The organism is Mycoplasma bradburyae, assembly GCF_024338845.1.
Taxonomy (GTDB): domain Bacteria; phylum Bacillota_I; class Bacilli_A; order Mycoplasmatales; family Mycoplasmoidaceae; genus Mycoplasmoides; species Mycoplasmoides bradburyae.
Genome location: NZ_CP101414.1, coordinates 136,222 through 163,178, shown reverse-complemented (window position 1 = coordinate 163,178; position 26,957 = coordinate 136,222). Strand labels below are relative to the sequence as shown.

Genomic DNA, 26,957 nt, shown 5'->3' with positions numbered 1-26,957 from the left:
AATAAGATAATCTTATTATTAATAATTATATTACAGTACATAATCCCATTAAATCTTTATTTAAGTTCTAGCGTTTTTATATATCAAGGGAATGTATATTTTTAAATATACATAATGATAAGACATATCAATTTATCTAGTTTATTTAGATGTTTAACAAACGCTAAATAATGCGTAACAATTTAATAATATAATAACGACATATGACTTATAATTTCAACGAAATAAACAAGTTTTTTATTGAGTGTTACTTTAGGATGTTAGAGGTATTTTTAAAGAAACATAATCAAGAAGATTTTAAGCCTTATAAAGATTTAAAACCAATATTAAAATCATTAAAAAACTTTAAACCTAAGAAATATAAAAATAGTTGATTTTATCAACGACATCATGTCGATGAAATATATTGTTCTGGAGCAATATTAAAGGAAGATCAAAATTTATATGATAATGGTTTGTGTTTAATAGTAAATATTGAAGAACATGCATTCTTACATTATTTAATTGTTATGAGTCAGACTACTATACCTAATTATGGAATGTTGCTTCAGATATCGCTTCAACAATGAGATTCCATAAATAAAAAATATTGTGAAAAATATAATATTCCTTATATTAAAAATTGACCTGAATATTTAAGGGGTCTTGAGTTTGAAGAATAGTAATTTGTTATAAACGATAATTACCTTATACTTCTTTTACCCGTATCATGATAATTGATTTTACCAAGAGTGAAATGATACTCCATCTCATACATTTTTTCATCTCTTTTTTTGATAGCAGGAGTTATTTATAACTGCTTTGCATCTGCTTCACTTAAATCATCATCAATTTTAATTAATGAATTATTCTTATTATTCATGTTCGTGATTTCAAACCTGTTTTACATAACTTAATGTTTAAAAAATATCAATGATATTCTTCTTTTTTTTAATTATTTACATATCTTTTATAAAAGATAGATTTAAGTATGTTTTTGAATATGTTTTTTTTAAATAATATTTAAGGTTTAATAAAACTCGAAAATAATCGCTTTATTAGTAAATTTAATAAGAAAAGATATTTATATTTTTGTGCTGACTCCAAAACATAAAACTTTTTTGAAGATCAGTACATGATCGTGTTGATAAATGATTAAAAATTACTGACACACAGAACGATCGCATTTTACAATAGACTATTGTAAAATTAACAAATGAAAAATTAATTCATAAAATTACGGATTTAAGAAACTTATGAAATTAAAAGATGTAGTTACCAATAATGGCCAAGACGGAATACAAGCAATCCCATCAGATGAAATGGTTGATGGATATAGATATATAAAAATTTCAGATTTAGGTAATGATGGTGAAATTTTGCAACATAAAAAGAAAGGTATTAAAGAAAAAAATTTCGAAAAATACATACTAAAAAATAATGATATTGTTTTCTCTATCATTGGTACTATAGGAAAAAGTTATTTATATAACCCTGATGACGGTAAATTAGTTTTTGCTGGAACTTTAACTAGATTCAATTTGGATGAATCTAAAATATACCCATTATTTATGAAGTATTATTGTTTATTAGATGAATGTAAAAGGTGAATGTTAGATCAAAGTACTGGTAGTATTAAAAAAGGTCTTCATGCGAACGCATTACTAGAAATGTCTATACCAAATATTGATTATTATGAACAGGTTAAAATAGGTAATTTACTAGATAAAATAACTTCTAAGATTCTTTTGAATAATAAGATAAACGATAACTTAAAACAGCAAATGACGGAAATGTTCGAATATATAATTAGTTCAAATCAACTTAAGAAAATCAAATTAAATGAAATTGCTATTATGTATCAACCAAAAACTATAAGATTAAAACAAATAATAAAAAACGGAAAATATAAAGTTTATGGTACTAACAGCGTATTAGGTTATTATAATGATTACAATCACAAGGATCAAGAATTAGTTTTATCAAGCGTAGGAACTTGCGGAATCCCGAAAATTACAGATGCTTTTTCATGAATAAATGGTACTCTAATGGTTATAAAATTGAAACCAAATTTTCAATATAAAGAATATTTATTTCAGCATTTGAAAAAAATTAATGCTTCATACTTACAAACAGGGACAATTCAAAAACAACTTGTTCGAAGAAACTTAAATGCTTATAATGTTTATGTTCCAGATTTAAAAAAATTAAATATTTTCGAAGAATTTGCTACAAAAAATAGAAAGCTGATAACACGAAATGATAATGAAAACGAAAAATTAATCAAACTTCGTGATTTGCTATTACCGCTATTAATGAGCGGTCAAGCAACGATTGATTAAGAAATTAATAAATAAATTATTATCGTTCATCTTATTATTGATATCTATTTTTTCAATCAATCTTAAATATAATATTTGAAATTAAATTTTATTTTTTTAAGTTAGGTAATAACAAAGAAAAGTTTGCTATATCACCCTTTCTTAACGATGCAACTGTTGAACCGCTAGCTTTTTATTTAACGCAGAATTGTTAGCTAAAATGTAGTAATAAAGGTATTTAGGATCAATATTCCTAAATTTGTATAATTCATGACATTTTTGATGTAAATCGAATTCCTCTTTATAGTATTTTGGAATAAATTCTCTACCATCACTCGGAATTATAATAATCTCTTCATCTAACAAATATTTATTGCTATATTTAATATTTTTTGATTTATCAAAAAAAGGATATTCGTCATCGATTACGCTATTACAAACGTAATTTTTCCATTCTTAATACTCGCAAAATCAGAAATCTTTGAATATTTATTCTTCTTCATCATTAAACTTAACCTTAGATAATTGGGTTATTATTTCTTTTTGCAAGTTATCACTTTCTTTAAACAATTTCTCTAATTCTTTTTTGTATTCTGACATCTTTTCATCAAATTCTTCTTGAGAAATTTCTACGTATTCAATCTTGATGTCAAAATAATGACCTGCTGATAATGAATAATTCTTTTCTTTAATTTCATCATAAGAAACTAAAACAGAAAAATCTTCAACCGTTTTTCTTTCTCTGAATGTTGTAATAATTTTCTCAATTTCATCAGGTCTTAATCGTTTTTTTTGATTATTATCTTCTTTATAATCTTCACCAAGCTTAGATGCATCGATTAAAATAACATCATTGTGTTTTTTTGATTTATCAAAAAAGATTACAGAAACATTAGTACCTGTGTTAGCAAAAACGTTTGAAGGCATACTAATAACACCAGATACATATTTGTTATCAACTATATAACGTAATACATTACCTTCGATACCTGATTTAGAAGTAATAAATCCTGTTGGAACAACAATTGCTCCTTTACCATTGTCTTTTATCGAATTGATAACATGCTGTATGAATAAAGTGTATATAGCCATGCTTCCCTTCTTTTTAGTAGGAAGTTTAGGAACACCAGCTCAGAATCTTTCTTGCATATTAGCAATTTTATCTCTAGTATCAGAGAAATCCATTTTAAATGGAGGGTTTGATACTACATAATCAAATTGTCTTAACGACTGGTTATTATCACTTTTATGATAAGGACTTGTTAAAGTATCACCTTGTATTGCATGTTCAAGAGAAGAAACTAAACCATTTAAAATTAAGTTTAGTTTAAGCATCTTATTACTTCTTTGTGATATATCTTGAGCAAAGATAGTACATTTGTCTTGACCTATTCTATGACTTAGCGCCATTAATAATGTACCTGTACCTGAACTAGGGTCATAGATTTCAATATTACGTAAATCTTCATTATCATCTACTAATAATTTAGCCATTATCGTAGCAATTCCATGAGGAGTGTAATATTCAGCATATTTACCACCACCTGCAGTGTTGTAATCTTTAAGTAAATATTCGAATATTGTTGCAAAAAAATCGTAATGTTCTTGGAATGTTTCTTCAAATGAAAAGTTAACTAATTTATCTACTAGTGCTCTTGCAAAAGAATCTCTTTTAGCTTCATCAGTTACATAAACAGTCAATTTTTCAAATATAGGTATTCTTGTTTTTTCTGTAGTTTCCGTTGAGAAAATATCGATATTTTCATTTGCAATCTTAATCATTGTTTCATCAAAAAGATTGGCAAAATTTCCTTTTGTTTGATTGTTCCATAAAAAGGTAATTAAATGTTCAGGTCTTAATCTTGGAATGTCAGGAGATAATTCGTCAAATATATCCAAGACTTCGTCTTCACTTAATTTAGCGTATGAATCTTCTCATTTTTCTAATTCCTTAAAATCATTTCTAATTTTCTTGATTTCAGAACTGAATTTGTCATTTAAAAACTTGTACAAGAAAACTTGGGTAATAATTTTGTATTCATTACCGTCATTTCCAAGTCCATATGTTTGACAAGTGCTTTTTAATTCATCAATTAAATTTATTGTTTTTTGTCTAATATTCTCGTTCATAATATTTTCCTAATTAAACATATTATTATACTGTGATAAATATTCTTCCTTAATTATAGATAGTATAAAGTCTCTGTCTTTTCTTTCATTTCTTACATTTAATTCTTTAAGCGCAATTGTAATATTTTTCTTAATTTCTTGTTTAAAGTAAGCTTCTTTTTTTAGAATATCGTATCTATCATAAACTTTATTATCTACATTTGTTTTTATTACGTTTAATGTATTTACAATTTCCTCATCTTGATTAGAAATAATTGGATTAGATTTTTCCTTTTCTTTATTAATATTTTCTTCTTTTATTCTCTTATGAATTCTCATATATTTTTCATCGCCATTATATTTCTTTAATAGAACATCATCTTTTCGTTTAAGTTCCTTAAGAGAATTTATTATTTCATCTATAAATTCTTTTTTATCATTGAATTCATCAAAAGAACTAATAGCAAAACCATCATCCTTCATTTTTTGAAAAAACATATTTTTTAATTTTAAGTATTCAGGATCTTCTGGATCGATATACTCACCAAACTTTTTAATCATTTCTTCTCATTTAGTTTTTAATTCATTATCACCAGAAATTAAAGATAATTCTTCCTCACCAATCTTTTCAAAACTAAAATCTATTTCTGCCATAGCAGCATTAATAGTTTGTTGATTATAATCATCTGATAAAATCATGTCTTTTTGATTAATTATATTAATGCGTTTTTGAGTGACAGAGAGCATTTGAGGCAACTTATCAATTTGTAAATTTTGAATACGATTTTTTAATTCATCATCACCAAATGTTGTAATTATATTAAATGAATCCTTAGCAGATTCTAGAGCGTATTTAAGTCTTAAGAGATTTTTCTTATCTTTTATTTCGGAAATTTCTTTGTTAAAAACTTCAAGATTGTCAATTGTAAATTCAAATAACGCTTGCTTAGCTTCTTTTAAGTTTTCAATCAGAACTTCAGGATCTTCTATTATATTAGATAAGGTGTTATTGGCATCTATACCTATTTGATTACCAACATTAAATCGGTTTAACTCTTTAAGATATGCCTCATTTGTTTGGTTAAAATTCTTTTTAATATCAGCAAAGTCAATTAAATATCCATATCTATTATTTTTATATGGTCTATTTACTCTAGTTATAGCTTGCAATAAATTATGATCTTGTAACTTTCGACCAAAATATAACCGTTTTAATCTAGGAGCATCAAACCCTGTTAATAACATATTGAAAACAACAAGAATATCAATAGACATATTTTTCTTATAGTCTAGTATCATTCTTTTTCTTGCTTCTTTATCATCAACATCATGAAGAATTAACCCTATCTTAAAATAGCTTTTATCTTTTTCATTTGATAATGAATTATTAACTTCATTCTGAACTTCATTGAACAAGCTAGCAAATTTTTTAGCTTGTTCACTTGAACGACATATAACCATACCACCTAAGGTATTGTCATTTCTAATAGTTCTAAATTCTTTAAGATCAGATATTATGTATTTAATTAATTCTTTTACATAATTCTCATGTTCTACTATGCTATCTTTACCTAATTTGTTATTTTTAAGAATACACTTTAATTCATCGTATATCTTATTAAGTTTTTCCTTATATGAAGTTTTTATATCTTCTCTTATTATTTTAACGGTGTATCCATCTTGAATCGATTTATCGTAATAATAAGTATGTATGTAGTTACCAAATATTTTTCAAGAAGAACGTTCTTCAGCTAGTAATGGCGTACCTGTTAAAGCAATTTTAATGGAGTTTTTATCAGAATTAAAAAGATTTGCTAAGAAACAACCTTTAGGATTATACCCTCTGTGTGCTTCATCAATTATAAAAATTCTTTGAAGATTAGTTCCATAATCATTTAATTCAATTTTATCTTTATCTTCTGCAAATTTTTGTATGTTTACTACACTTATTTCATTTTGACCAGAACTACCTTCGAGGGATTGGTTATTTCTAAATTGTTTCATTAACTCATATTTTGAGTTAATCTTTTTCACATAACAACCTCTCGCCTCGAATTCTTGAGTCGCTTGTTCTAGTAAATCTATTCGATCTACTATGAAATAAAATTTGGCAACTATATTTTTCTTAGCATAGTAATCTTTTAGTATTGAATTTAAATAATAAGAAAGAGCTGTTTTTCCGCTTCCTTGAGTATGTCAAATAATGCCTGATCTTACCCCTTCATTAAGTTTCTCAATTATTGATAACGCAGCAAATAATTGTTGATATCGCATTATATGTTTTTGCTCAATAAAGTTTATTTTTCCATCAACCTCTTTTTGATCATTTACATAAGCTATTCCATACTTAATAATAAATAATAAACGTTCTTTAGAACACATAGAAGTTAATGTTCTATTGGTTGGTGTGTTTATATTTATATTAGTTTGATACTCAGGGGTTGTATGTATAACTTGACAATTAAAATCTGATAATATTTTTCTTTCTATATCTCTATCTAAAACTTTGTATTGATAGTTTTTTATATAAGGAGCTATATCTTCATTTTTAGGATTTTCTTCCCTGAAACAGTTAAACAAGGCTTCTTTTTTAGAAGCTGTACAATAAAACACACCTTCAATAGGAATAATTCCGCCTTTTTTGTCATATTCCATGTTGTTAGAAAATATCATCAATTGAGTTATGTTTATGAATCTTCTAAATTTATTATTAGGAAATCTACTTTTAGCCATCCTCTTACTTTCTTCTAACATACCACCATTGTTATTAGGTTGTTTAACTTCTATAAAAACTAATGGCAATCCATTTATAAAAAGTGTGATGTCTGGTCTGAATTCATCATCACCATTTTTGCAAGAAAATTCCCCTGTAACATGAAAGGTGTTGTTATCTATATTTTCAAAATCTATAAATTTGTAAGGTGATACCGAAATAAGTTTTTTATAAAAACTTTTACCTAAATCATCATTGTTTAAATCAACTTTTATATCTCTTATAATTTCTTCAAATTTATCTACATGATTTGGATTTAGTTTAGTAAATTGTTCTTTAAAAATCTTTATTAATATATTAGTTTCAGGATCATAAAAATCACCCTTCATTTCTTCGGTAATTTTTCCAATATATTGATATCCTAACCTAGTTAAATGTACAATTGCAGGCAATTGCACTCTAGTCTTTTCGTTAAATAAACTTTTCTTATTAGTCATCATTTACTCCCTAATATTTAATTAAGATTTTTTTGTATTATTATTAACTACCTTACATAAAAATTTCATAGATAAATTCATATTAATTCTTGTTTAATTCAAAAGGATCATACGCAGAAATATAAGATTGTTTAAATTGAAATTTTATTTAACAGGATTTACACTACTTTCCTTAGTAATTTTCTATATTTTTATTTTTAATTAAAAATAAGTATCATACTAATTTTAATAAATTTAACTATATCTAGTTATTCAAAATTCAAGATATTTTGGTAACAAAAATTTTTAGCAAACTTTCAATTTGTCAAATACACATTTACAATTATCGGCTTCTAAAATAATTTTTATTATTAATCGATCCTCACCTAGTTTTGAATTTATTCAATCTTATAAGAGAAATTTCAATCTATATTGAATTATTTATTATTTGATAATAGCAACGTTTCAATGAATAAACTTTCATTTTCTATTTGAAGTTGTCTTTGGTTGCATCAAAAATATTTCTAAAAACTGATGCTTTTAATTAAAAATTTCTACGAAAATAAAAATTTTTTGTTTTTTTTGAAAAAAATGTGTTATTTTTTAAAAATATATAGATAATAATATTATATTGCATATATTTTTAATTAAAATTTTTCAAATTTTCACCTCCTTTTTCACTATTAAAATCCGAATAAAATAGCTATAATCAACTAACAGATAGATTGAATTTGTTAGCTGAATTAATAAATAGCAATTAAATGATTCAAGCGTAAAAGAACGGTAAATTTATGAGAAATTACCCCTTAATAATATTTGATAAACACATTTTATTTTCAAACAATAATTATCAAATCGAAATAAGCAAACGCGACTTAAAATCGTTTGAAACGATCAAAAATCATTTACTTCCAACACTAAATAAAAAACTAACAACAACACAAAAAACAAAAATATCAAATCAAGAAAACAAAGATCCAAAAACTTACATTACTAACAATAGTCCAACTTTAAACAAAACAAATTACACAGACACTAGCAACCAACAAATAGAAAATAAAACATCAAACAATTTAGACCAAACAGATACACAATTACAAAATCATGAACAAGATCTTTACTTGCTAGTATTTGCTTCAAAAAACTGCAATGATTCTTTTCAAAAAGAACAAGCAAACAATAATGATATTTATGATGTCGGAACACTATGTAGCGTTAAAGATATTAAAGAAAATATTATCGATAACAATATTGAAAGTTACACCATAAATCTTGAAGCTATCGACATAGTTAAATTATTAGATAAGAATCAAATACTCGACAAATCTAAAGATTATTCTTCTGTAGATTGCCAAAAATTTAAATTTGATTATACACCTAGATTTGTTTATTCACTTTTAACAAAACAATTTGAAGAATCCAAAGATCTTGATTTTTGTGAATTATTTTCAAAAAAAGAAATATTAGATTTCAAAAAATGTGATCACAAAAATAACAGATTGCGTAAAATGATTTACAAAAAATTTTCAGATCTTATTTTATCTTGTTTATCTACAGATTCATTTGTGATCAGTAAAGAAGATCAAATAAAGGTCTTGTTCGCAAATAATAATTACGACTTACTTAATCAGTTTGTTTTCATATGAAAAAAATGGAAATATAAATCTCTTTTTCTCGATAAAGTAAAAGATGATAATGAACTGAATAATTTGTTATCAAAACAAAAATATAAAAAAAATTCAAAAGAAAAAATTATTGATTTATTAGTTACAAAATGTGATGTGTTCAAAAACATCGAACCAGAAAAATTTGAAACAAAAAAGGAAATATATATGATTAAAGAAAAACAAGAATTAAGTTCAGAAAATAATGCAATCCCATTTCCAATTTATTTAAGAAAATGAGAAAACGACACTATAAAATTAAAATCTTTAATTCGAAACAACCCTTATCCCGAAAATATTAAAGATCTTATCTTAAATGATATTGATCGTATTAGTAGACGATGATCCGACAAAGAAAAAGACGAAGTTTATGTTGAATGATTAATAAATCTGCCTTGATGACAAAAAACAGAAGAAACAATTGATATTAAAACTGTAAAAAAACATTTAAACGATAGTCACTATGGGTTAGAAAAAATTAAAGAAGAAATTCTTGAATATTTAGTCGTTGCTCAAAATTCAAAAATAAATAATAACCCTATCATTTGTTTAGTAGGACCTCCAGGTGTTGGTAAAACTACAATAGCTAAATCGATAGCCAAAGCACTTAACAGAAAATTCGCAAAATTTTCTTTAGGCGGTGTATCTGATGAATTGACTATTCGCGGTTCATCTAAAAACTATAATGACGCACGTCCTGGTAGAATCCTTAAAATAATGAAGGATGTAGGAGTTATTAATCCTGTAATTTTATTAGATGAAATTGATAAAATGACTAGCGGTGGCTCTAATGGCGACCCAAACGCAGTTATGTTAGAAGTTCTTGATACAACGCTTAATAAATCATTTAATGATCATTATTTAGATGCAAACTACGATCTTTCTAATGTAATGTTTATAGCTACAGCTAATTATTTTAATGATATTCCTGAACCATTAAGAGATAGAATGCTTGTTATCAATTTAGAACCATATACTGAAAAAGAAAAATTTTATATTTGTAAGAATCATATAATTAAACAAAAGATTGAAGAGTACGATCTTGATAGTAAAGAAATTTCATTTGATGATAAAACAATAGAGTATATCATCAATCATTACACTAGAGAAGCTGGTGTAAGAGAACTAACTAGATGTATTGATAAAATAATTCGTAGTTACATCGTAGATAAGGCTTGTGATAAGAATATTAAATCATCTAAAGTAAATATAGATGTTGTAAAACGTATTTTTAATAAAGAACGTTATAACGTCAAAAAGAGAATTAAAAGAAAACCTAATCCTGGAGTAGTTAATGGATTGTATTATTCGAAATATGGAGGAGGAGTTTTATCGATTGAAGTAGGTCTATCGGATGGTGATGGAAGCATTCAAATTACAGGTAATGTCAAGGATGTGATGTTTGAATCAGTTAACGTTGCTATAAGTTTTATAAAAATTCATGCTGAAAAACTTGGTATTGATATCGATATATTTAAGAAGAAAAATATTTACATTCATATTCCAAATGGAGCAATGCCTAAAGAAGGACCAAGTGCTGGTATAGCGATAACAACCGCTATTTTATCGGCATTAAAAAACAAAACTATTGATAGTTCTATAGCAATGACTGGTGAAATAACATTAACAGGAAAAGTATTAGAAGTAGGCGGGCTTAAGGCGAAACTGTTAGGTGGTGTAAATTCTGATATAAATACTTTTTATATACCCGAAGAAAACAGCTCTGATTTAAATGAATTAATTGATGATGATAAACATTTCAATTCGATTAACTTTATCAAAGTTAATAATTATTTAGACATTTATAATGATTTATTTAATGAAACAAAGAAAAAGAAAACTACTAGTAAACATAGAAGTCGTTCATCAAATTTAGAACAAACATTATAATTAGTATTTAATAACTTAAATTATTTAAATAACTAAAAAAACAGCGCAAAAGTGCTGTTTTTTTATTACTTTAATTGCTATTTGATTAAATTAGGTAAATTAAGGTTTAATAAATATTCAACTTCTTAATAATAATTGTAAGCAGAATTATATACAAAACCTAGTTGTTCATTATTAAGTGAATCTTATAAAAGTAATAGTGATTTTTGCTTATTTATTAATCTTGATATTTAGATAAAAATTCTTTTAAAGCTAGAGTTAATTCACCATTACGTAATATTTCATTTGTATCTAAGTTATATATAGTTGATCCTTGTTCTGATTCAGTTTTACCCTTAATCAAAATTAAATCATTAATTTGATTAAAGTATTTATCGTTTAAATAATCTTCTCAATTTTGATAAGGATTTAAATTACTAATATTAGCGCTAGATGAGTAAAATTTACCGGTCTTTTTTAAAATTTTCAAGATTTTTGAACAATTTGGTATCCGATAACTTTCTTTATTAAAAACAATTGTTAATTTACCAGGTCAAAATTGTTTTGCTAAGTCAACAAACATTTTGTTTTTAATATCTATTTGTTCTATATCTGAACAAAAATAAATTAATTTCTTATTTAGGTCACGTTGTTTTAAATGGTAAATTTTTTCTTTAGATTTACAAACAACACCAAATACTGTATCAGTAGGTAGAATTACCAATTTATTATTATTTATACTCTGAACTATTTCGTCAAAGTCTTTATCAAATTCTAATACTTTCATTGAATAATAAATCCTCTCAATTTGTTGTTATCATCCCTGAAAAAAGAAGTTTTTTCATATAAATTATATTTTTTTAATAAATCTGATGTTTTATCAAAAATTAATTCGGAAAATTCCATACATAATACTTTAATATTGTTTTTGTTGGTTGTGATATATTTAAATATTTCTTCGTAAAAAAATGTTCCGTTATTTTTAGCAAATAATGCATTAAAAGGTTCATAACTTATTTCTTTTATGTAGTTAGTTTTTAATTCTTCATCTAAGTAAGGAGGGTTAATAATTATTGCATCTATTTCCTCTGGTAATTTATTTAAAATTTCAAGATAATCCGCTACATAAAATTTCACGTTTAATAAGTTTTTTACAGCATTAAAATTAGCTATTTTTACCGCTGATTTTGAAATATCTGATCCATAAACTTCATATTTATCGTTTCGATTTTTTATCGTTAATGCAATTAATCCAGAACCTGCACAAATATCCAATACATTTTTTATGTCATTTCGAGAATTGATGACTTCTAAAAAATTATTTATCACTGTGTTGGTGTCATGTCTAGGAATTAAAACATTTTCATCAACAAACAAATTAAGATCATTAATTTCTATTTCTTGAGTTATATATTCTACTGGATATTTATCTTTATATACCTTATTACAATCATTAATAAAAAGATCAAAATCAAAATCTATTAATTGATCTCTGTTAGTTATTAGATCTGTCTTATCTTTTATTTTTTTTGAGTGATGTTTTATAAGTAAAAAAAATAATCAAGAATAGTTTTCTTGATATTTTTCATAGTGGTTAGATAAATAGTTAATCAATTCATGGAATGTCATATTCTATTCATTCATAATTAATTTCATTTTTTCTTCTTGTTCTTTAGAACGTAAAGCATCGATCATTTCATCGATATCGCCCATCATAAATCGATCAAGGCTATTTATAGACATATTAATTCTATGATCAGTTACACGGTTTTGTGGGTAGTTATAAGTTCTAATTTTTTCAGCACGATCTCCAGAACCTACTTGATTCTTTCTTAATTCAGATAAAGCGTCGTTCTTTTCTTTTTCAGCAGCTTCTCATAATTTAGAACGAAGCATTTTCATAGCTGTTTCACGGTTAGCTATTTGTGATTTACCTTCTTGACAAGCAGCAACAATTCCAGTTGGTATATGCGTAATTCTTACGGCACTTTCTGTTCTGTTTACGTGTTGACCACCGGCACCTGAAGCGCGATAAGTGTCAATTCTTAAATCAGATGGGTTAATTTCAATTTCAACATCATCTTGTTGAGGTAAAACTGCTACAGTTATCGTTGACGTATGTACTCTACCTTTAGCTTCAGTAGCAGGAACTCTTTGCACGCGGTGAACACCTGATTCAAATTTCATCTTTGAATAAACATCTTCACCATTAATTTCAAATGAAATAAAGCTATAACCTACTGAAGTAGGTAACATTTCAATTACATTAATCTTTCAATTTTGTTTAGAACAATATTCTTTGTATAAATCAAACATATTACCTACAAAGATTGAAGATTCATCACCACCAGCTGCAGGACGCATTTCTACGATAACTTCTTTATCATCATTAGGGTCAGCTGGCAATAATAAAATTTTTAGTTTTTCTTCTAAACCAGGGATTTCTTTTTTAGCATCATCTAAATCAATAATCGCTAATTCATGAAATTCCTTCATTGTATTATCATTAATGATCTTTTCAGCTTCTAAACCACTTATTACAAACTTATCGTATATTTCAAAAGTTTCTAACAATTGTTTCTTCTGTTTTAATTCTTTATTAATCGCATGAATTCGCTTAAAATCATTAGTTAAATTTTCTAGTTCTTTATTTAATTTTTCAGCGTTAGCTCTAATTGATAATAAGGTTTCATACATCTGTTTGTTGTATTCCATTTTCTAACCTCTTTTTTATTTTCTGCGTGTATAAATAAAAAAACAAACAATCCAAATCTGTTAAATTTGGCATTGTTTGTTGTCTAAATTATTAAGGTTCTATAAATCTTTAAGAGATTTAGATTTGTCGTTAGATTTTTTAGAAGCTTTGCTTTCTTTAGTTTTAGCTTCAGATTTTTTATTAATGTTCGCTTTACCTTGGCTGAACTTGCTAGATAATTTTTCAGCACGTCCTTTAACTGCTTGTTGAGTAGTTTCACCAATGTAGAAGCTGTGGCAGCCACTGCATACATCCATAGGAACTTCTTTAGCTTTAATTACTGATAATAATTCATACTTATTATTACAAGAAGAACATATGAAAGCCACTTTATTTAAAGTTGGATGAATATCTTTTTTCATTATTAATTATTTTTATTGACCTTAATATTAACTTAGCTTTATAAAAAGCTTCTTTATTAATTATATATTAATTTTAACGATTATAAACAAAACCTTTATAACGAGTTACTGATAGTATCGTATCTTTAATTCCTTGAACACCAACACCAGAATCCTTAACCCCTAAAAAAGGAAAAAAATCAGGTCCCCTAGATGACGAACGATTTCAATTGATTGTACCAGCTTCTAGTTGGTTAGCTATAGTATCAAACTTATCTTGAGAAGAAGTAAATATACTAGCTTGCAAACCATATTCTGAGTCATTATGAAGTTTGATCATTTCAGCTTCATTCTTAACTCTTATGATTGGTAAGATCGGTCCAAAAGGTTCTTCTCAAGCTATACGCATATCTTTAGTTACATGATCCAATAAGATTGCATCAATTCAGTTTTTTTCAAAATCTCCACCGTTTAATACAATAGCATTCTTGCTTATTGCATCATCGTATAGTTCTTTAATATAATCAGCCGAAGGTTTATCAATTACTGGTACTAATGATGGATTATCGAAAGGATTACCTAGATGCAATTCCTTAACTTGTTCTTTTAATAAATTAACGAATTCATCAGCATCTTGATCTTTAATTAAAACTCTTTTAATTGCAGTACATCTTTGCCCTGAGTAACCATAAGCTCCTTTTATGATTTCTTTGATTGTTAATTCTTTGTCATAATCACTTAAAATTAAAGCTGCATCTTTTCCACCTAGTTCTAATGAAATATTACCAACTGCTGCTTGTTTTAAGAGTTTTAAACCAACTGGCGTGCTACCTGTAAATGAGATGCTTTTAATATGTTTATTAGTATTTAATTTATCACCTATTTCTCGACCAAGACCTACAACACATTGAACAACCCCGGGATCAAATCCTGCTTGTTTAAATAAATGCGCTAATTTAATTCCAATGATAGCAGCCTGAGTAGCAACTTTATAAACAACTGTATTACCAGCTATCAAAGTTGGTATCATCTTTGATAGTGGTGTGTTTAAAGGATAGTTTCATGGTGAGATATTTAAAACTACACCTAGTGGTTCGCGAATAAATTTACCTGTTTTATTCTTAACTTTATGAATTGTTTCATCAATAACTAATGGATTATTGATCATCTCTTCATAAACTGATATTGTGTCATAAATATATTTAACTGAACGAGTAATTTCAGTTAAGGATTCATTATAAGCTTTGGCAATATTATCTGTTAATAAGTTAGCTAACTCTTCTTTTTGTTGATCTAATAATTCTGCAAACTTAATAATCTTATCCTTACGATAATTATAAGTTTGCTTAGATCAGATCTTAAATGCTTCATTAGCTTTTTCATATGCATCATCAATTTCATCTGATGTCATTCCATAAAATGAACCACTTACTTCATTATCGATTGGCGATTTAATTTCAATTAATGAACTAGAACCTACTTCCTGATTATTAATCAAACCTTTTAACTTATGATATTTATCTTTAAAATCATAAGAACTAGCATTGCACGCTTTATTTTTTAAACAGCTATTGTTACTCATAATTTGTGAAAATTTGAATTATTATTATTAAAAAATAAAAAAAATAAAGTGCAATTAAAAGCACTTTATTTTATATAGAATTTGGTTTATTTATTCTTTTTAATTAATTTGAATAATACATCACCAACATTTACTTGATCACCTGACTTAGCAACTAGTTTTAGATCATATTCTTCTAAAGTAGCTTTTAAAGCTAAGATTGGTGTAACTGTTGATAATTCTTGTTTTTTAATAATTTCAAGGTTAGCTTTAACTACTGGAGTGTTTTTGTATAAAACATTATCACCTGATTTAGAGAATAATGTAAAGCCGATTAAATTTTCAGTGTCAGTATTATTTGAGTTTAATGATACTGTATCAATACCAACGTGAATTAAGATCTTAGCGCCTTTAGCATCAAAGAAGTAGGCATGACCTGTGTTGAATGCTAATTCTAATTTACCATCAACTGGTGAATAGAACATTTCATCAGTTGGTTCAACTGCTAAACCATCACCAGTAATCTTAGCAGCAAATGAAGGGTCTGGAACTTCAGTTAGATCTTTAACAATACCTTTAACTGGGCTGTATACTTCAATGATATCTGATTCTTTGATATCAGCCTCAGGAGTAGCTTTAGGCATTGATGGATCAATTTCTTTAGTCTTATCATCAACTATTGGAGTTGGTTGTTTAATTTCTTCATTAGCTGGTTTAGTTTCAGCTTTTGGTTGTTCAGTTGGTTTATCTTCTAAAACGCCAGCAGCTTTTTTAATTTCAGTAGCATCATAATTCTTATCTAACATCTTTTGCATATTAGATTTGATTACGTCAGCATCACCACCATAAACAGCGTGCACTAATGTATCACTTATAGCATAAGTACCTAGTGAACCTAATGAATTAACTTCATCAAAATTAACATTTGATTTAGCTTTAACTGATACTCTTAATTTAGTAGCGCAAGCATTTACAGCTGTAATGTTTTCAACACCACCAAACGCATTGATTAGTTTATAAGAAGTAATTTCAATTGGTTTGAAATTAGTTACACTAGATTGAGTTGATTCAGATTGACTAGTTTTAGCTTTGTAATCAGCTTTAGTGTAAAGTTTTGTAGCACCACGACCTGGTGTTTTTAAATCACGTTTTGTAATGATGAAGTAGAACACGAAGTAGTATAAAGGAATATAGAATAAACCTAATACTAATGGGATTCAGCTACCAGTTTGAGCGCCTAACGCATCAGGAATAAATCCGTAGATTGTTAAATCGATAATACCACCAGAGAATGTTTGACTTATGTTAGCTCCAATTAAAGTTGTTAATCAGAATGAAATCGCACAAGCAATAGCGTGGAATCCTCAGAATAAGTAAGGAGCTAAGAATAAGAACGTAAATTCAATTGGTTCAGTAATACCAGTTAAGAATGAAGTGAATGATGCAGAGATTACAATTGAAGATGCATATTTTCTTTGATCTTTAGGAGCTGCCATAATCATCGCAGCACCAGCAGCTGGTAAACCAAAGATCATAAACGCAAATTTACCTTGAGAATATTGACCAGGGTTTACGCCGGGGAATGCATAGAAAACAGAATCATTAGCACCTAATTTAACACTACCAGTAGAACTGCTAGCTATTTGTTTAAGAAGCTCAGAACCTATTACTATTTTCCCATCAATTACAGCTGAAGCAATTAAACTTGGATGGTTTAGAGTTGAGTCAGCAAATGATTTGAATGTAAATGTATAAGGAGCAGATTGACCAGATAAATAAACTGATTTACCTACAAAGATAGAGTTAATAGCAAATCAGATTTTTTGGTCACCTTGTAATTCTTCGGTACTAGGAAGTTTATTGTTATTTAACGCTAATACTACTTGCTTTCAGTTTGCTCAGTCTTGAGATGTGAAGCCAACTGGCTTATCAACTGCTTGAGTTGCTACACCTACAATTTTACGAATAACTTGTGATCCGTCAGCATCAGTAGTTAAAATTAACGGAGCAATCGCATGTTCATTATCAGAAATAATATTTACAATGCTACCACCAGCACTTGAATATCATAAAGGAGTATAGAACGCGTGGTGTAACCCAAACGGAACTAATGCTCTTTCAATATATCCGAAGAATAATGAGTTAGTATTACCATTTCTAGCTAAATTACCTAAGTTTTCACCTATGTAATTAAGCGCGATACTAACACCTGGTCAAATCATAAGCATGATTAGAGCAGTTGGTAACATAGCTAAGAAAGTAATAATCGGAACAAAGCGGTTACCATTAAAGAATCCAATAAATTTAGGTAATTGGATTGTGTGGAATTTATTAAATAAGTAAGCCGTAATAGACCCTACGATAATCCCACCGAATACTGATGTACTTAAAGATTTTATACCAACATTTTCACTTAACGCGCTTTTAGGTACATTTTCTCAGAATAAAATTGTGAATGTGTCATCTTTAACAGCATCTGGGAAAATTAAAGCGTTTTGAGTAGCATTGAATACAATTCAACCTACTAAAGCAGCAAACGCAGCTATCCCTGATTGGTTGGTAAATGCGACAGCTATCGCAACTGCAAACAGCGCTGGTAAGTTTCCGAAAATTTTATCAGCACCATTTTTAAAAAAAGAAGCTATTGAATAAAGAACTTTATAATTCGTTGGATCTATATTATTTTGAACAGCAGCAAAAATCCCTAGCAATAATCCCGCAATTGGTAATACTGCGATCGGAATCATTAAACCACTTGATAACTTACCAACAACTTCTTTAAATTTACCAGAGAATCTCTTCCAACCACTTGGATGATTCTGCTGAACATTAATTTGATTTGTAGTTGAAGCCATTATTAATTATTTCAGTTTGTCCATTTATAAAATCATTTTAAACACTAAAATTAACGACATAATAAGTAAATCCAGCAATCGCAAACATTAAAGCAAAAAAACCTAAAACGAATAATAAATATCCCCCGTTTTTTTGTCATCAGGTGAGTTTTATCTGTTCATCCTTAATAGTTCTACCGAATGCGCTATCACTAGCTACTTTTCTTTTTTTATATCGATTTCAATATAAATAAAATGATATACCTCAAAAAACTAAACAAATGATAAGCATTAGAGAGCTTAAAATAATGTAAACATTTTTTAATATTTCTAAAGTCATTTCTTTTTGTTTTCTTCAGTCATTCTTATTTATTATAAATTACTTTTTAATCCTATTTATTTAGCTAAGTTTAAATTAAATGGTTTTAAAGCAACCATTTTTTGATCCGTCAAGCTAAATAACTATTTAAATTTATAAAATATGTGATATAAGCAAAAAAGACTTTGAATTATATTCAAAGTCTTTATATTTAAATAGAATTTTATTAGTTGCTTAAGCAGCTTTTTATAAAGTTTAATAAATCTCGCCAAGATAATTTATTAAACAAAATACTATTTGAGATAAATGTATTTTAATGGTGCACCCGAAGGGACTTGAACCCCCACATCGTAATGATACTAGATCCTAAGTCTAGCGCGTCTGCCAGTTCCGCCACGAGTGCAACATGGTGCTCCTTGAGGGGATCGAACCCACGACCCAGTGATTAAGAGTCACTTGCTCTACCGTCTGAGCTAAAGAAGCATTATGGTGCCGACTATAGGAATTGAACCTACAACCTACTGATTACAAGTCAGTTGCTCTGCCGATTGAGCTAAGTCGGCATGGTGGAGTGTGAGGGGATCGAACCCCCGACCCTATGCTTGTAAGGCATATGCTCTCCCGCCTGAGCTAACACTCCATTTACTAAGGTTTTATCCTTAGTAAAAAAATTTTATGTTATCGGAGGAGTTAGACTCCGACAACAGAGGAAATTTTGAACCTCGTTAGTTTTTGTTAGTTAGTTAGTTTATTTTTAATGGTGACGCGTACGGGATTCAAACCCGTGAATGCACGCGTGAAAGGCGTGTGTGTTAAGTCACTTCACCAACGCGCCAATAATGGCGGCCACAACAGGATTTGAACCTGTGACCAACCGGTTAACAGCCGGTTGCTCTACCGCTGAGCTATGTGGCCTTTTTATTATTGCCTTTAAAATTATATCACAAATTATTCGTTATTAGCAACCATTCATTGAATATCGTCATCATTTTCACAAGAAGCGACAAATCTTTCGAATAATTCTGTCTGTTCTGGATTAAGTGAGACGTATGAAAGAGGTACTAATTTTAATTCAGAATGGTGGATATTAAATTTAGCAGATTCTAACTTCTCCTTAACTTGATAATAAGAATTAGGGGTAGTTATAATCTCATATCCTTCATCATCTGAATTTATATCAATTAATTCATAATCAATTAAAAGACCTAATAATGTTTCCTCATGGAAATTATTTAAGTCGGTTAAGATAATTCCTTGTTGTTGAAAATTAATCTTAACACTATTAGGCTTAGCTAATGATCCTTTTAATTTAGATATATAACCATTCAAAGAAGAGATAACACGGTTAGGATTATCAGATAATGTTCTAACAATGATTCCTAAACCATTAGGTCCATAGATTTCGTATTCTGCTTCAATCAAATTATCTTCATCTTTATTAGAACCACCAAAGATGTTTCTATTAATAGATTCTTTTGATAAGTTATAAGATAAAGCTTTATCAATAGCCGCTTTAAGACGATAGTTAGTCTCAGGGTCAGTTCCCCCAACTTTAACAGCAGCTTTAATTTCTTTAGCTAATTTTTGTCATAACTTAGCATTAGATTGTTGTTTTTTATTAATTTGATTAGCAATTAAGTGTTTTCTAGGCATTGTTATCTTCTTTTTCTTTTCATTTAGCTATATACTTTGATCAGCGTTTTTTAGCTTGATTAAGCCTTTTATAATTATAAATGATAAAAATCATTGTAGAAATAACCAGAGCAATTAATACCGTTGCTATAACAATTAACGAAATAGAAACAGTGGCTTCTTTTTTACCTCCATCATTTAATTCATTGATTATTAAATTGTATCTTACAATTGGATCGTATTCATTAAAGCCATTTTTATCAAAAAATCTTTTTGATCCTAATAAATTAGAAGCTATTTTTAAACCTTCATTATCATTAATCAAACCTTGAGATAAAGTTATATAAGATTTATTTAAGACAAAATACTCTGAAGGTTCGTTTCTTTTTGTTAGATCAAAATCATTAATCAAAAATGTTAATGGGATAGGAAAATTATCAATATTTCTAATCACATTTTTGATATCTTCATCGTTTCAAGTTGTGTTGTTTTTCAAATAATTAAGAATGTCTAAGACATTGTCATCATTAAAATCAATTCCGCCAACTATAATCGAACTAGCTATATTGCTAGTTACACTTTTTTGGTATTGATTTAGCAATTCATAGAATAATAAAAATGCTGAACTTGGCTTGGTATAGATAATATCTAAATCATTTATATTTAATAGTTCTTGAAAAGCATTAAAACGACTTTTAAAACCATCAAACATAGGATTGGTTATGTATAAAAAATTGTACTTGTTGCTTGGATAAATTTTTCTAAATGTTTTTAGAATTGATTTATATTCATCAAATTTTCAACGATTTATAGAACTACTTAGATTAATATCATTTAAACCTAATTTAGTAGGAGCAGCTGGTTCTAAAAAAATGAATGTTTTTTTATTAATATTAAAAAGGTTTTGATTTTTATAAAAGAAATTTGCTACATTAAATTGATCAGTTAATAAAAATATATTTAAATATTGATGAATCAATAAATTAATTTTCGATTTATCAATCATTAACTGATTCGATTTAAAGAAAAGATCATAAATCTTCTCATAAAAATAAATCTTAAGTTTTAATTTATCATTAATTTTATCGTTATTAATCGTATATGATAAACCATCATAAAAAACGAATTTTGATTCATCAAATATTAATTCATATAATGAGGTCTCTTTGAAAACATCTAAGTTTTCATCATTTCTTGAATCGTCACTAAAAACATTTAAAAAATTTTTAGAGCTTTCTAACTTTGTTGCATTAACAAAAATCTTATCGAATTTTTCTTGATAAATATTTAAAACTTCATCAGAACTTTTATTAATGAGTTTATCATTTAAGCGGTCAACATAATTTTTAAGAAAAATAGTTTTTAGGTAGTTATCATTTGAAATCAAATGAAAACGATTAACATATGCTAAAAAATTATATAAAGCTATTGAATGGTTATCTCAGATATTCGCCAGTAATTGTGGCGTTAGAAAAATATCAAATAATAATGGCTTGTATTCTAATTCTGGATTACTTGTGTATTTATCATGGAAATACACTCTAATATAATCTAGAAAGGTTAAAACATTAGCAGCAGTATAACTTAGGTTGGATTTATCGTTAAAAATAGAGCTATTATTCGTTTGAATAATTGCTTTATTTTTCGGATAATTATTGTCAAATCAATTTGGAATATTACTAGTGATATTAATACTAAAATCTTGATCGTTAACTAGTTGTTGTTGGTATAAAAATACGATAGGGCTGTAACCATCATCAACAACCTTATCGTTTAAAAAATATTGCGATAACATCAATGATGTTACAACTGATTGATAATTATCACTTGTCAAAAAAAGTTTAATTGTTTTTTGTTCGGCTACATTTTTTAAATCGCTATAAAATGGTTCAAGATTTTCTTTAGTTTCTGTAGCTTGCAAACTTTGTTCATAACTGTTAATTTTATAGCTATTAGATATAGTAATATTTAGGCTTAATAAGCCTAAAAAAGCAATAAAAAACAGCGATAAAAATTTAATTATTTTTTTTATGAACATCTAAATTTAAAAATATATTTAATGATATTATTTGAAGGATTTTCAGATACTCTAGGTGCGTGTAAATCTCCTGGTAAGAATACTACAAAAGAATTTTTAGAAGGCACTAAACGATTATTAGAAACTTTGTCATTTGTCGTATCTGAGACATAAAAAGTTACATCTTTTTGTTCGTTATAAGGAATTTCTACTTGCATATCTTTTGCATCTTCTGCGTGTTGGCTAAAGTAAATTTCACCTGGTTCAAAAACTATATGAACATCACCATAGTGTTTATGAAGTTCATATCTGGCTTCTGTTTTTTGATAAACAACAGAGTCTAATACATTTAAGTATAAATCCTTACCATCAATTTCATGAATACCAACTGATAATTTAGATAAATCATAGTTATGATCTTCTAAAAACTGTTTGATCTTAGGAAAATATTTATTAATTGTTAAATATTTACTAAAATTTTCTAATTTGTCGTAAATCATTTTGTATCATCCTTAAGTTTAATATTATTATTCTACAAATAAATTATGAATGGTTAATTAGTTATTATGATTCTATAGATTTATTCTATCTTTTTAATAAATCTCTTATGAAGTACTCAACAGCGATCATTGATCTAACATCGTTTTCGCAATATGTAGCTAAATCAGTTGCTATTTCTTCTCATTCCTTATCATCAACTAATCCTAAGAAACGTTTAGCTGTTAGTTTTTGCGCAATATCACCTCTTTTCACATTAAGTGTCGCGTAATCAACGGCTTTAGCTTCTTTTCGTTGTTCTTGAGATGTTAATAATAAAACTTTTTTAATTGAGTAATATCCATTTAATGAATTAATGACTATTAAGTCTTTATTCAAGTTAAAGAAATCAGCTAAATCAAATAGGTTAGCATCAATTTCTTTAACTTTTTGCAAGAAATCAATTTCTAAATCAGATGGATCGCTAAATTTCTCTGGATATAGTTTTTTACATCTTTCAATATAAGCGCCTATTTCATACAATCTAGATCGTTCAAAGGTAGCATTGTATACAACATAACTATAATCTGGACCTTGATGTAGATCTTTAATTATCTTTATAAATCAATTAATATCCAATTTCAATGGATCAATTACATCATTAACACATACAAGTTCTGAGCCGTCATTATGATCAATAATGAAAGAATTTTGCGTTATTATTTGCATATTTGGCAAAATATCATCCATTGGCGCAAATAAATGACAAATTGACTCAAAGTCAAAATAAACCTTTTTATTTTTTAATTTAGCAAATGCTTGGTGAGTATTTGGGTTGACATAACTTTCAACAATACTAGGGATGTATGCTTTACTAAAAACAGATAAATATTTTATTGGCTTAGGAGGCGGGTTAGCATTTATGTATTTGATGAAATCGCTTATTTTAAATTTTTCGCCATCTTTATTTACTAATGGAAATACTAAATTTCCATTTTTATCGAAAAATTTATTAATTGAATAAACGTTTCCGCTTAGTAAAAAAGGTTCAAACACTTTTTTACCTAATGTGTATCTGATCATAGAGTCGTTCGGATTTTTATAAAAATCTCCAAAATAAGCATTTGATAACTCAATTTTGCCTACATTAGTATCTTTGATATCAATCATTTCATCAAAAATGTTATCAAATGCATTTCTTACTTCTAAGAAATAATTTGTCTGAAATTTATATGCTTCTTTTTCTTCTGATTCTAAAATTTGAAATGACATCATTTTTAAAGCATTACAAAAAGAACCTGTCTTTAAATTATGTTGCGGGTAATCAGCGATTAATTCTTGATTACCACTTATTCTTATGTCTTGTTTAGCTTTAATAAAACTTGGATGGAAAAATTGTTCTTTACTAAATTCTTTTTTTATTTTATCAGGTAAATTAGATCCACCTTTATTGCAATTAACTATTTCTGTTGAAACAAAATCAACTTCATTCTTTTTGTTTAAACAGTATTTAACTAAAACAACATTTCATTTCAAAACATCATAACCAAGCTCAGTTAAAATTCGGTAATCATAATAAAAATTAACTAGATCTTTTCTTTTTGTGCTTGTAGAGTTTTTTGATGTATATACATCTAGTTTTATTCGATCATCATTATGTTTGTAAAATAAACATCCAGACACAGATGATTGTAGATAGTATCTTTGTTTTTCATTAAAGTAAATTCCATCTAAAACCAGTAATTTTGATGACGAAAAATCATGTTTTTTAATAATTTCATGAAGGCTTTCTGCTGTTGTAATAGGTAATTTTTGATAATCTGATAAATCGATTATTCTAACTAATTTTTCTTTTTCTTTATTATCAATAACATCGATATAATCTATATCATATTCTTGGTATACACCTTTAGAAAATTCTAGTTCAGCATTTTTCCATTCATCATCATATAAATCAGATAGAACTTCGTGTTTAATAAATTCTTTAGATTTTTCTTTTAATTTAATTATTTCTGCTAAATAAGCGTCATTTATTTGTTGGGATTCAATGTCGTCATTAACAAAATCGATTTCATCAAAATCTAAAATAGCGGACTCTTCCCCATTTAATTCTTCATTTATATCTTCATAAGAATCTTTTGATAGTCCCAACTCATTTTGAATGATAGCGGTTATTTCTTTATCAGTAAATTTTCATAAAGATTTAGGTCTACTAAATGTATTTAAAAAATCATTTCTTTTAAATATCTTTTTATTTTCCATATTTATTCAAATTTTGTATTTATTTTAAATGGAATGTTTCCATTAATTGATTGCTTTATATCTGCAACTTTTTTAGAAGGTAATAGGTATTTAGTAATGGCAATTGACCCTCTTTTTAGATATACATAAATACCTGTTTTATCAATTTTGTATATTGATCCTATCAGATCTATTTGGTTGTCTTGTTCATTCTCAACAACTTTTGCTTGAGCTATTTTAACTCTATATCCATCATAAATCAAATAACCACCAGGGGTTGATCATAATCCTTTTTGTCAATTAACAAAACTGTTGGCATCTAAATTTAAATTCAAATGCTCTTGTTCTTTTTTGATATTTAAGCCAAGTGTATATTGATCATGATCTTGTTCTTTAGCTGTTAGGTTTTTCTCATAAATATTTTTTATAGTTTTTATTAAAAACTCTGGTGATTTAGCAATAATTTCAGAATTTAAATCATCATGATTTCATTCTTCTTTAATAGCTACTTCTAATTGATCATACACAGGACCATGATCCATTTTTTCATCTAACTTCATGATTGAAATAGCTGTAGATTTAAATCCATTTATAATCGCATAATGAATAGGAGCACCTCCTCTTAATAACGGTAATTTAGAAGGATGAACATTGATTATTCCATCTTTAAATAGATTCAAAACCTTTTTAGGAATAAATTGTCCGTAAGCTATACATACGCCCAAATCTAAATTCATATTTATTAATTCTTCATAGAAATCCGATAATTTTTCAGGTTGATAAATTTGTAGATTATTATCTATGCAAAATTGTTTAACTGAATTTAATTTATTCTTTTTATTTCGTAAATCTACTCTGTCGGGAGGAGATATAATTGCTACTACATCAAAAGAATTATCATTTAGCATAGCCTTAAGGCATACTAAAGATAATTCTGTTGTACCAAAAAAAGCAACTCTTTTTTTAATCATTTTTATTAAATCTTCTTTTTAGTTTTAGCTTCTTTTTTAGCCAACTTAGCTAATCTGCGTTGTTCTTTTCTTTCAAGCTTTCTAATTCTTTCGTCTTCAGCTTTCTTTAATCGAGCATCTTCTTTATTTTTTAAAGGTTCAATTCAAGCAAACTCTTTTTTAAAATCTTGTAATCCGTTAATTTGAATTTTTCTTTCAGGAGCATCACCTCTTTTTTTAGGAGGTAATGTTAATACTTCAGCCTCAATAATTTCTGGATCAAAAACAGATTGAGTCTTAGCATCCTTTGTTTGAAAATAGATGCAATATCTTTCACGAGCCATTTCCTTAGACCGACTTTTTAGATAAGCTTTCTTATCTTTTTTAGATAATTTATGCTCTAATAAATATTTTTTTGTTTCTTCTTTAAACTGTTTGTGAAGCTTCTTATCATCATTAGCTGACGGTCTTTTTGCGACAAAAGTATACATGATCTCACGACCATACATGTCGTTATCTTGCAGATATTTTTTAACAGTTTTTCAAACTTCGTTTCTGCGTTCATCCTTAGTTCTTCCAACAAATTCACCTGAACCTGTAGTTTTTTTTCTTTTATAAATAAAATAACTTATGAATCCAATTGGAACAACTACTAATAAGACGATTAAAATAAAATTACTATTCATTAAACTATATTGT

General features: G+C 27.2%; 19 protein-coding genes and 6 tRNA genes. 3 read left to right on the top strand and 22 right to left on the bottom strand.

Translation table 4 applies throughout. The annotated features are described in order from the left end of the window. Positions 1 to 257: 257 nt before the first annotated feature. Both NMG68_RS00680 and NMG68_RS00675 read left to right on the top strand, forming a co-directional pair. Entirely contained in the window at positions 258 to 662 is a 405-nt protein-coding gene (locus tag NMG68_RS00680; RefSeq protein ID WP_255034792.1) for a hypothetical protein, read from the top strand. Between the two features lie 573 nt (positions 663 to 1,235). After that, the gene (locus NMG68_RS00675) at positions 1,236 to 2,321 is read left to right on the top strand and encodes a restriction endonuclease subunit S (RefSeq protein WP_255034791.1); all 1,086 of its coding nucleotides are present in this window, start codon (positions 1,236 to 1,238) and stop codon (positions 2,319 to 2,321) included. A gap of 141 nt (positions 2,322 to 2,462) precedes the next feature. On the opposite strand, the gene NMG68_RS00670 is transcribed toward NMG68_RS00675, so the two are convergent. The 3 genes from NMG68_RS00670 to NMG68_RS00660 all read right to left on the bottom strand — a co-directional run bounded on the left by NMG68_RS00670 (position 2,463) and on the right by NMG68_RS00660 (position 7,619). Next, on the bottom strand, positions 2,463 to 2,666 hold the full coding sequence (locus NMG68_RS00670) for a restriction endonuclease subunit S domain-containing protein (RefSeq protein WP_316242949.1): 204 nt from the start codon (positions 2,664 to 2,666) through the stop codon (positions 2,463 to 2,465). Positions 2,667 to 2,789: 123 nt separating this feature from the next. Continuing rightward, positions 2,790 to 4,430: an HsdM family class I SAM-dependent methyltransferase gene (locus tag NMG68_RS00665; RefSeq protein WP_255034790.1), complete on the bottom strand. Its 1,641-nt coding sequence runs from the start codon at positions 4,428 to 4,430 to the stop codon at positions 2,790 to 2,792. A gap of 9 nt (positions 4,431 to 4,439) precedes the next feature. After that, a complete protein-coding gene (locus NMG68_RS00660) occupies positions 4,440 to 7,619 on the bottom strand; it encodes an HsdR family type I site-specific deoxyribonuclease (RefSeq protein ID WP_255034789.1) in 3,180 nt (1,059 codons plus the stop codon). A 770-nt stretch (positions 7,620 to 8,389) separates the two neighbouring features. Here NMG68_RS00660 and NMG68_RS00655 point away from each other — a divergent pair. Continuing rightward, positions 8,390 to 11,152, top strand: coding sequence for a S16 family serine protease (locus NMG68_RS00655; protein ID WP_255034788.1), 2,763 nt, complete (start codon positions 8,390 to 8,392; stop codon positions 11,150 to 11,152). 217 nt (positions 11,153 to 11,369) lie between these two features. Here the strand turns inward: NMG68_RS00655 and NMG68_RS00650 are convergent, their stop codons facing one another. The 19 genes from NMG68_RS00650 to NMG68_RS00560 form a co-directional block, all read right to left on the bottom strand. Next, the gene (locus NMG68_RS00650) at positions 11,370 to 11,918 is read right to left on the bottom strand and encodes an L-threonylcarbamoyladenylate synthase (protein WP_255034787.1); all 549 of its coding nucleotides are present in this window, start codon (positions 11,916 to 11,918) and stop codon (positions 11,370 to 11,372) included. Then, positions 11,906 to 12,760, bottom strand: a complete 855-nt coding sequence (locus NMG68_RS00645; RefSeq protein ID WP_255034786.1) for a peptide chain release factor N(5)-glutamine methyltransferase — start codon at positions 12,758 to 12,760, stop codon at positions 11,906 to 11,908. The genes NMG68_RS00650 and NMG68_RS00645 overlap by 13 nt, the downstream gene beginning before the upstream one ends. Positions 12,761 to 12,763: 3 nt before the next feature. Further along, positions 12,764 to 13,846: a peptide chain release factor 1 gene (prfA, locus tag NMG68_RS00640; RefSeq protein ID WP_255034785.1), complete on the bottom strand. Its 1,083-nt coding sequence runs from the start codon at positions 13,844 to 13,846 to the stop codon at positions 12,764 to 12,766. Positions 13,847 to 13,945: 99 nt separating this feature from the next. Then, positions 13,946 to 14,248 (bottom strand): 50S ribosomal protein L31, encoded by a 303-nt coding sequence (gene rpmE / locus NMG68_RS00635; protein ID WP_255034784.1) that lies wholly within the window; start codon positions 14,246 to 14,248, stop codon positions 13,946 to 13,948. A 73-nt stretch (positions 14,249 to 14,321) separates the two neighbouring features. After that, positions 14,322 to 15,809 carry an NADP-dependent glyceraldehyde-3-phosphate dehydrogenase gene (locus tag NMG68_RS00630; RefSeq protein ID WP_255034783.1) on the bottom strand — a complete coding sequence of 496 codons (1,488 nt, stop codon included), beginning with the start codon at positions 15,807 to 15,809 and terminating at the stop codon, positions 14,322 to 14,324. Positions 15,810 to 15,895: 86 nt separating this feature from the next. After that, positions 15,896 to 18,643 carry a PTS transporter subunit IIABC gene (locus NMG68_RS00625; RefSeq protein WP_255034781.1) on the bottom strand — a complete coding sequence of 916 codons (2,748 nt, stop codon included), beginning with the start codon at positions 18,641 to 18,643 and terminating at the stop codon, positions 15,896 to 15,898. A gap of 37 nt (positions 18,644 to 18,680) precedes the next feature. Beyond that, entirely contained in the window at positions 18,681 to 18,914 is a 234-nt protein-coding gene (locus NMG68_RS00620; protein ID WP_255034780.1) for an MPN207a family PTS transporter accessory protein, read from the bottom strand. Between the two features lie 344 nt (positions 18,915 to 19,258). After that, a tRNA-Leu gene (locus NMG68_RS00615) sits at positions 19,259 to 19,344 on the bottom strand. Positions 19,345 to 19,348: 4 nt separating this feature from the next. After that, a tRNA-Lys gene (locus tag NMG68_RS00610) sits at positions 19,349 to 19,424 on the bottom strand. Between the two features lie 4 nt (positions 19,425 to 19,428). Continuing rightward, positions 19,429 to 19,504 (bottom strand) — tRNA-Thr (locus tag NMG68_RS00605). A 1-nt stretch (position 19,505) separates the two neighbouring features. Then, positions 19,506 to 19,581 (bottom strand) — tRNA-Val (locus tag NMG68_RS00600). 118 nt (positions 19,582 to 19,699) lie between these two features. After that, a tRNA-Glu gene (locus NMG68_RS00595) sits at positions 19,700 to 19,776 on the bottom strand. A gap of 5 nt (positions 19,777 to 19,781) precedes the next feature. Next, positions 19,782 to 19,856, bottom strand: a tRNA-Asn gene (locus tag NMG68_RS00590). Positions 19,857 to 19,889: 33 nt separating this feature from the next. Continuing rightward, the gene (locus tag NMG68_RS00585; RefSeq protein ID WP_255034779.1) at positions 19,890 to 20,594 is read right to left on the bottom strand and encodes a YebC/PmpR family DNA-binding transcriptional regulator; all 705 of its coding nucleotides are present in this window, start codon (positions 20,592 to 20,594) and stop codon (positions 19,890 to 19,892) included. Then, complete coding sequence (locus tag NMG68_RS00580; RefSeq protein WP_255034777.1) at positions 20,587 to 22,494, bottom strand: hypothetical protein; 1,908 nt, start codon at positions 22,492 to 22,494, stop codon at positions 20,587 to 20,589. The genes NMG68_RS00585 and NMG68_RS00580 overlap by 8 nt, the downstream gene beginning before the upstream one ends. 107 nt (positions 22,495 to 22,601) lie before the next feature. Beyond that, positions 22,602 to 23,090: a YhcH/YjgK/YiaL family protein gene (locus NMG68_RS00575; RefSeq protein ID WP_255034776.1), complete on the bottom strand. Its 489-nt coding sequence runs from the start codon at positions 23,088 to 23,090 to the stop codon at positions 22,602 to 22,604. An 85-nt stretch (positions 23,091 to 23,175) separates the two neighbouring features. Then, positions 23,176 to 25,329: a DUF2779 domain-containing protein gene (locus NMG68_RS00570; RefSeq protein ID WP_255034775.1), complete on the bottom strand. Its 2,154-nt coding sequence runs from the start codon at positions 25,327 to 25,329 to the stop codon at positions 23,176 to 23,178. Positions 25,330 to 25,331: 2 nt separating this feature from the next. Further along, complete coding sequence (gene fmt / locus NMG68_RS00565; RefSeq protein WP_255034773.1) at positions 25,332 to 26,279, bottom strand: methionyl-tRNA formyltransferase; 948 nt, start codon at positions 26,277 to 26,279, stop codon at positions 25,332 to 25,334. 5 nt (positions 26,280 to 26,284) lie between these two features. Continuing rightward, positions 26,285 to 26,944: a DUF5385 domain-containing protein gene (locus NMG68_RS00560; protein WP_255034772.1), complete on the bottom strand. Its 660-nt coding sequence runs from the start codon at positions 26,942 to 26,944 to the stop codon at positions 26,285 to 26,287. Positions 26,945 to 26,957: the final 13 nt, after the last annotated feature.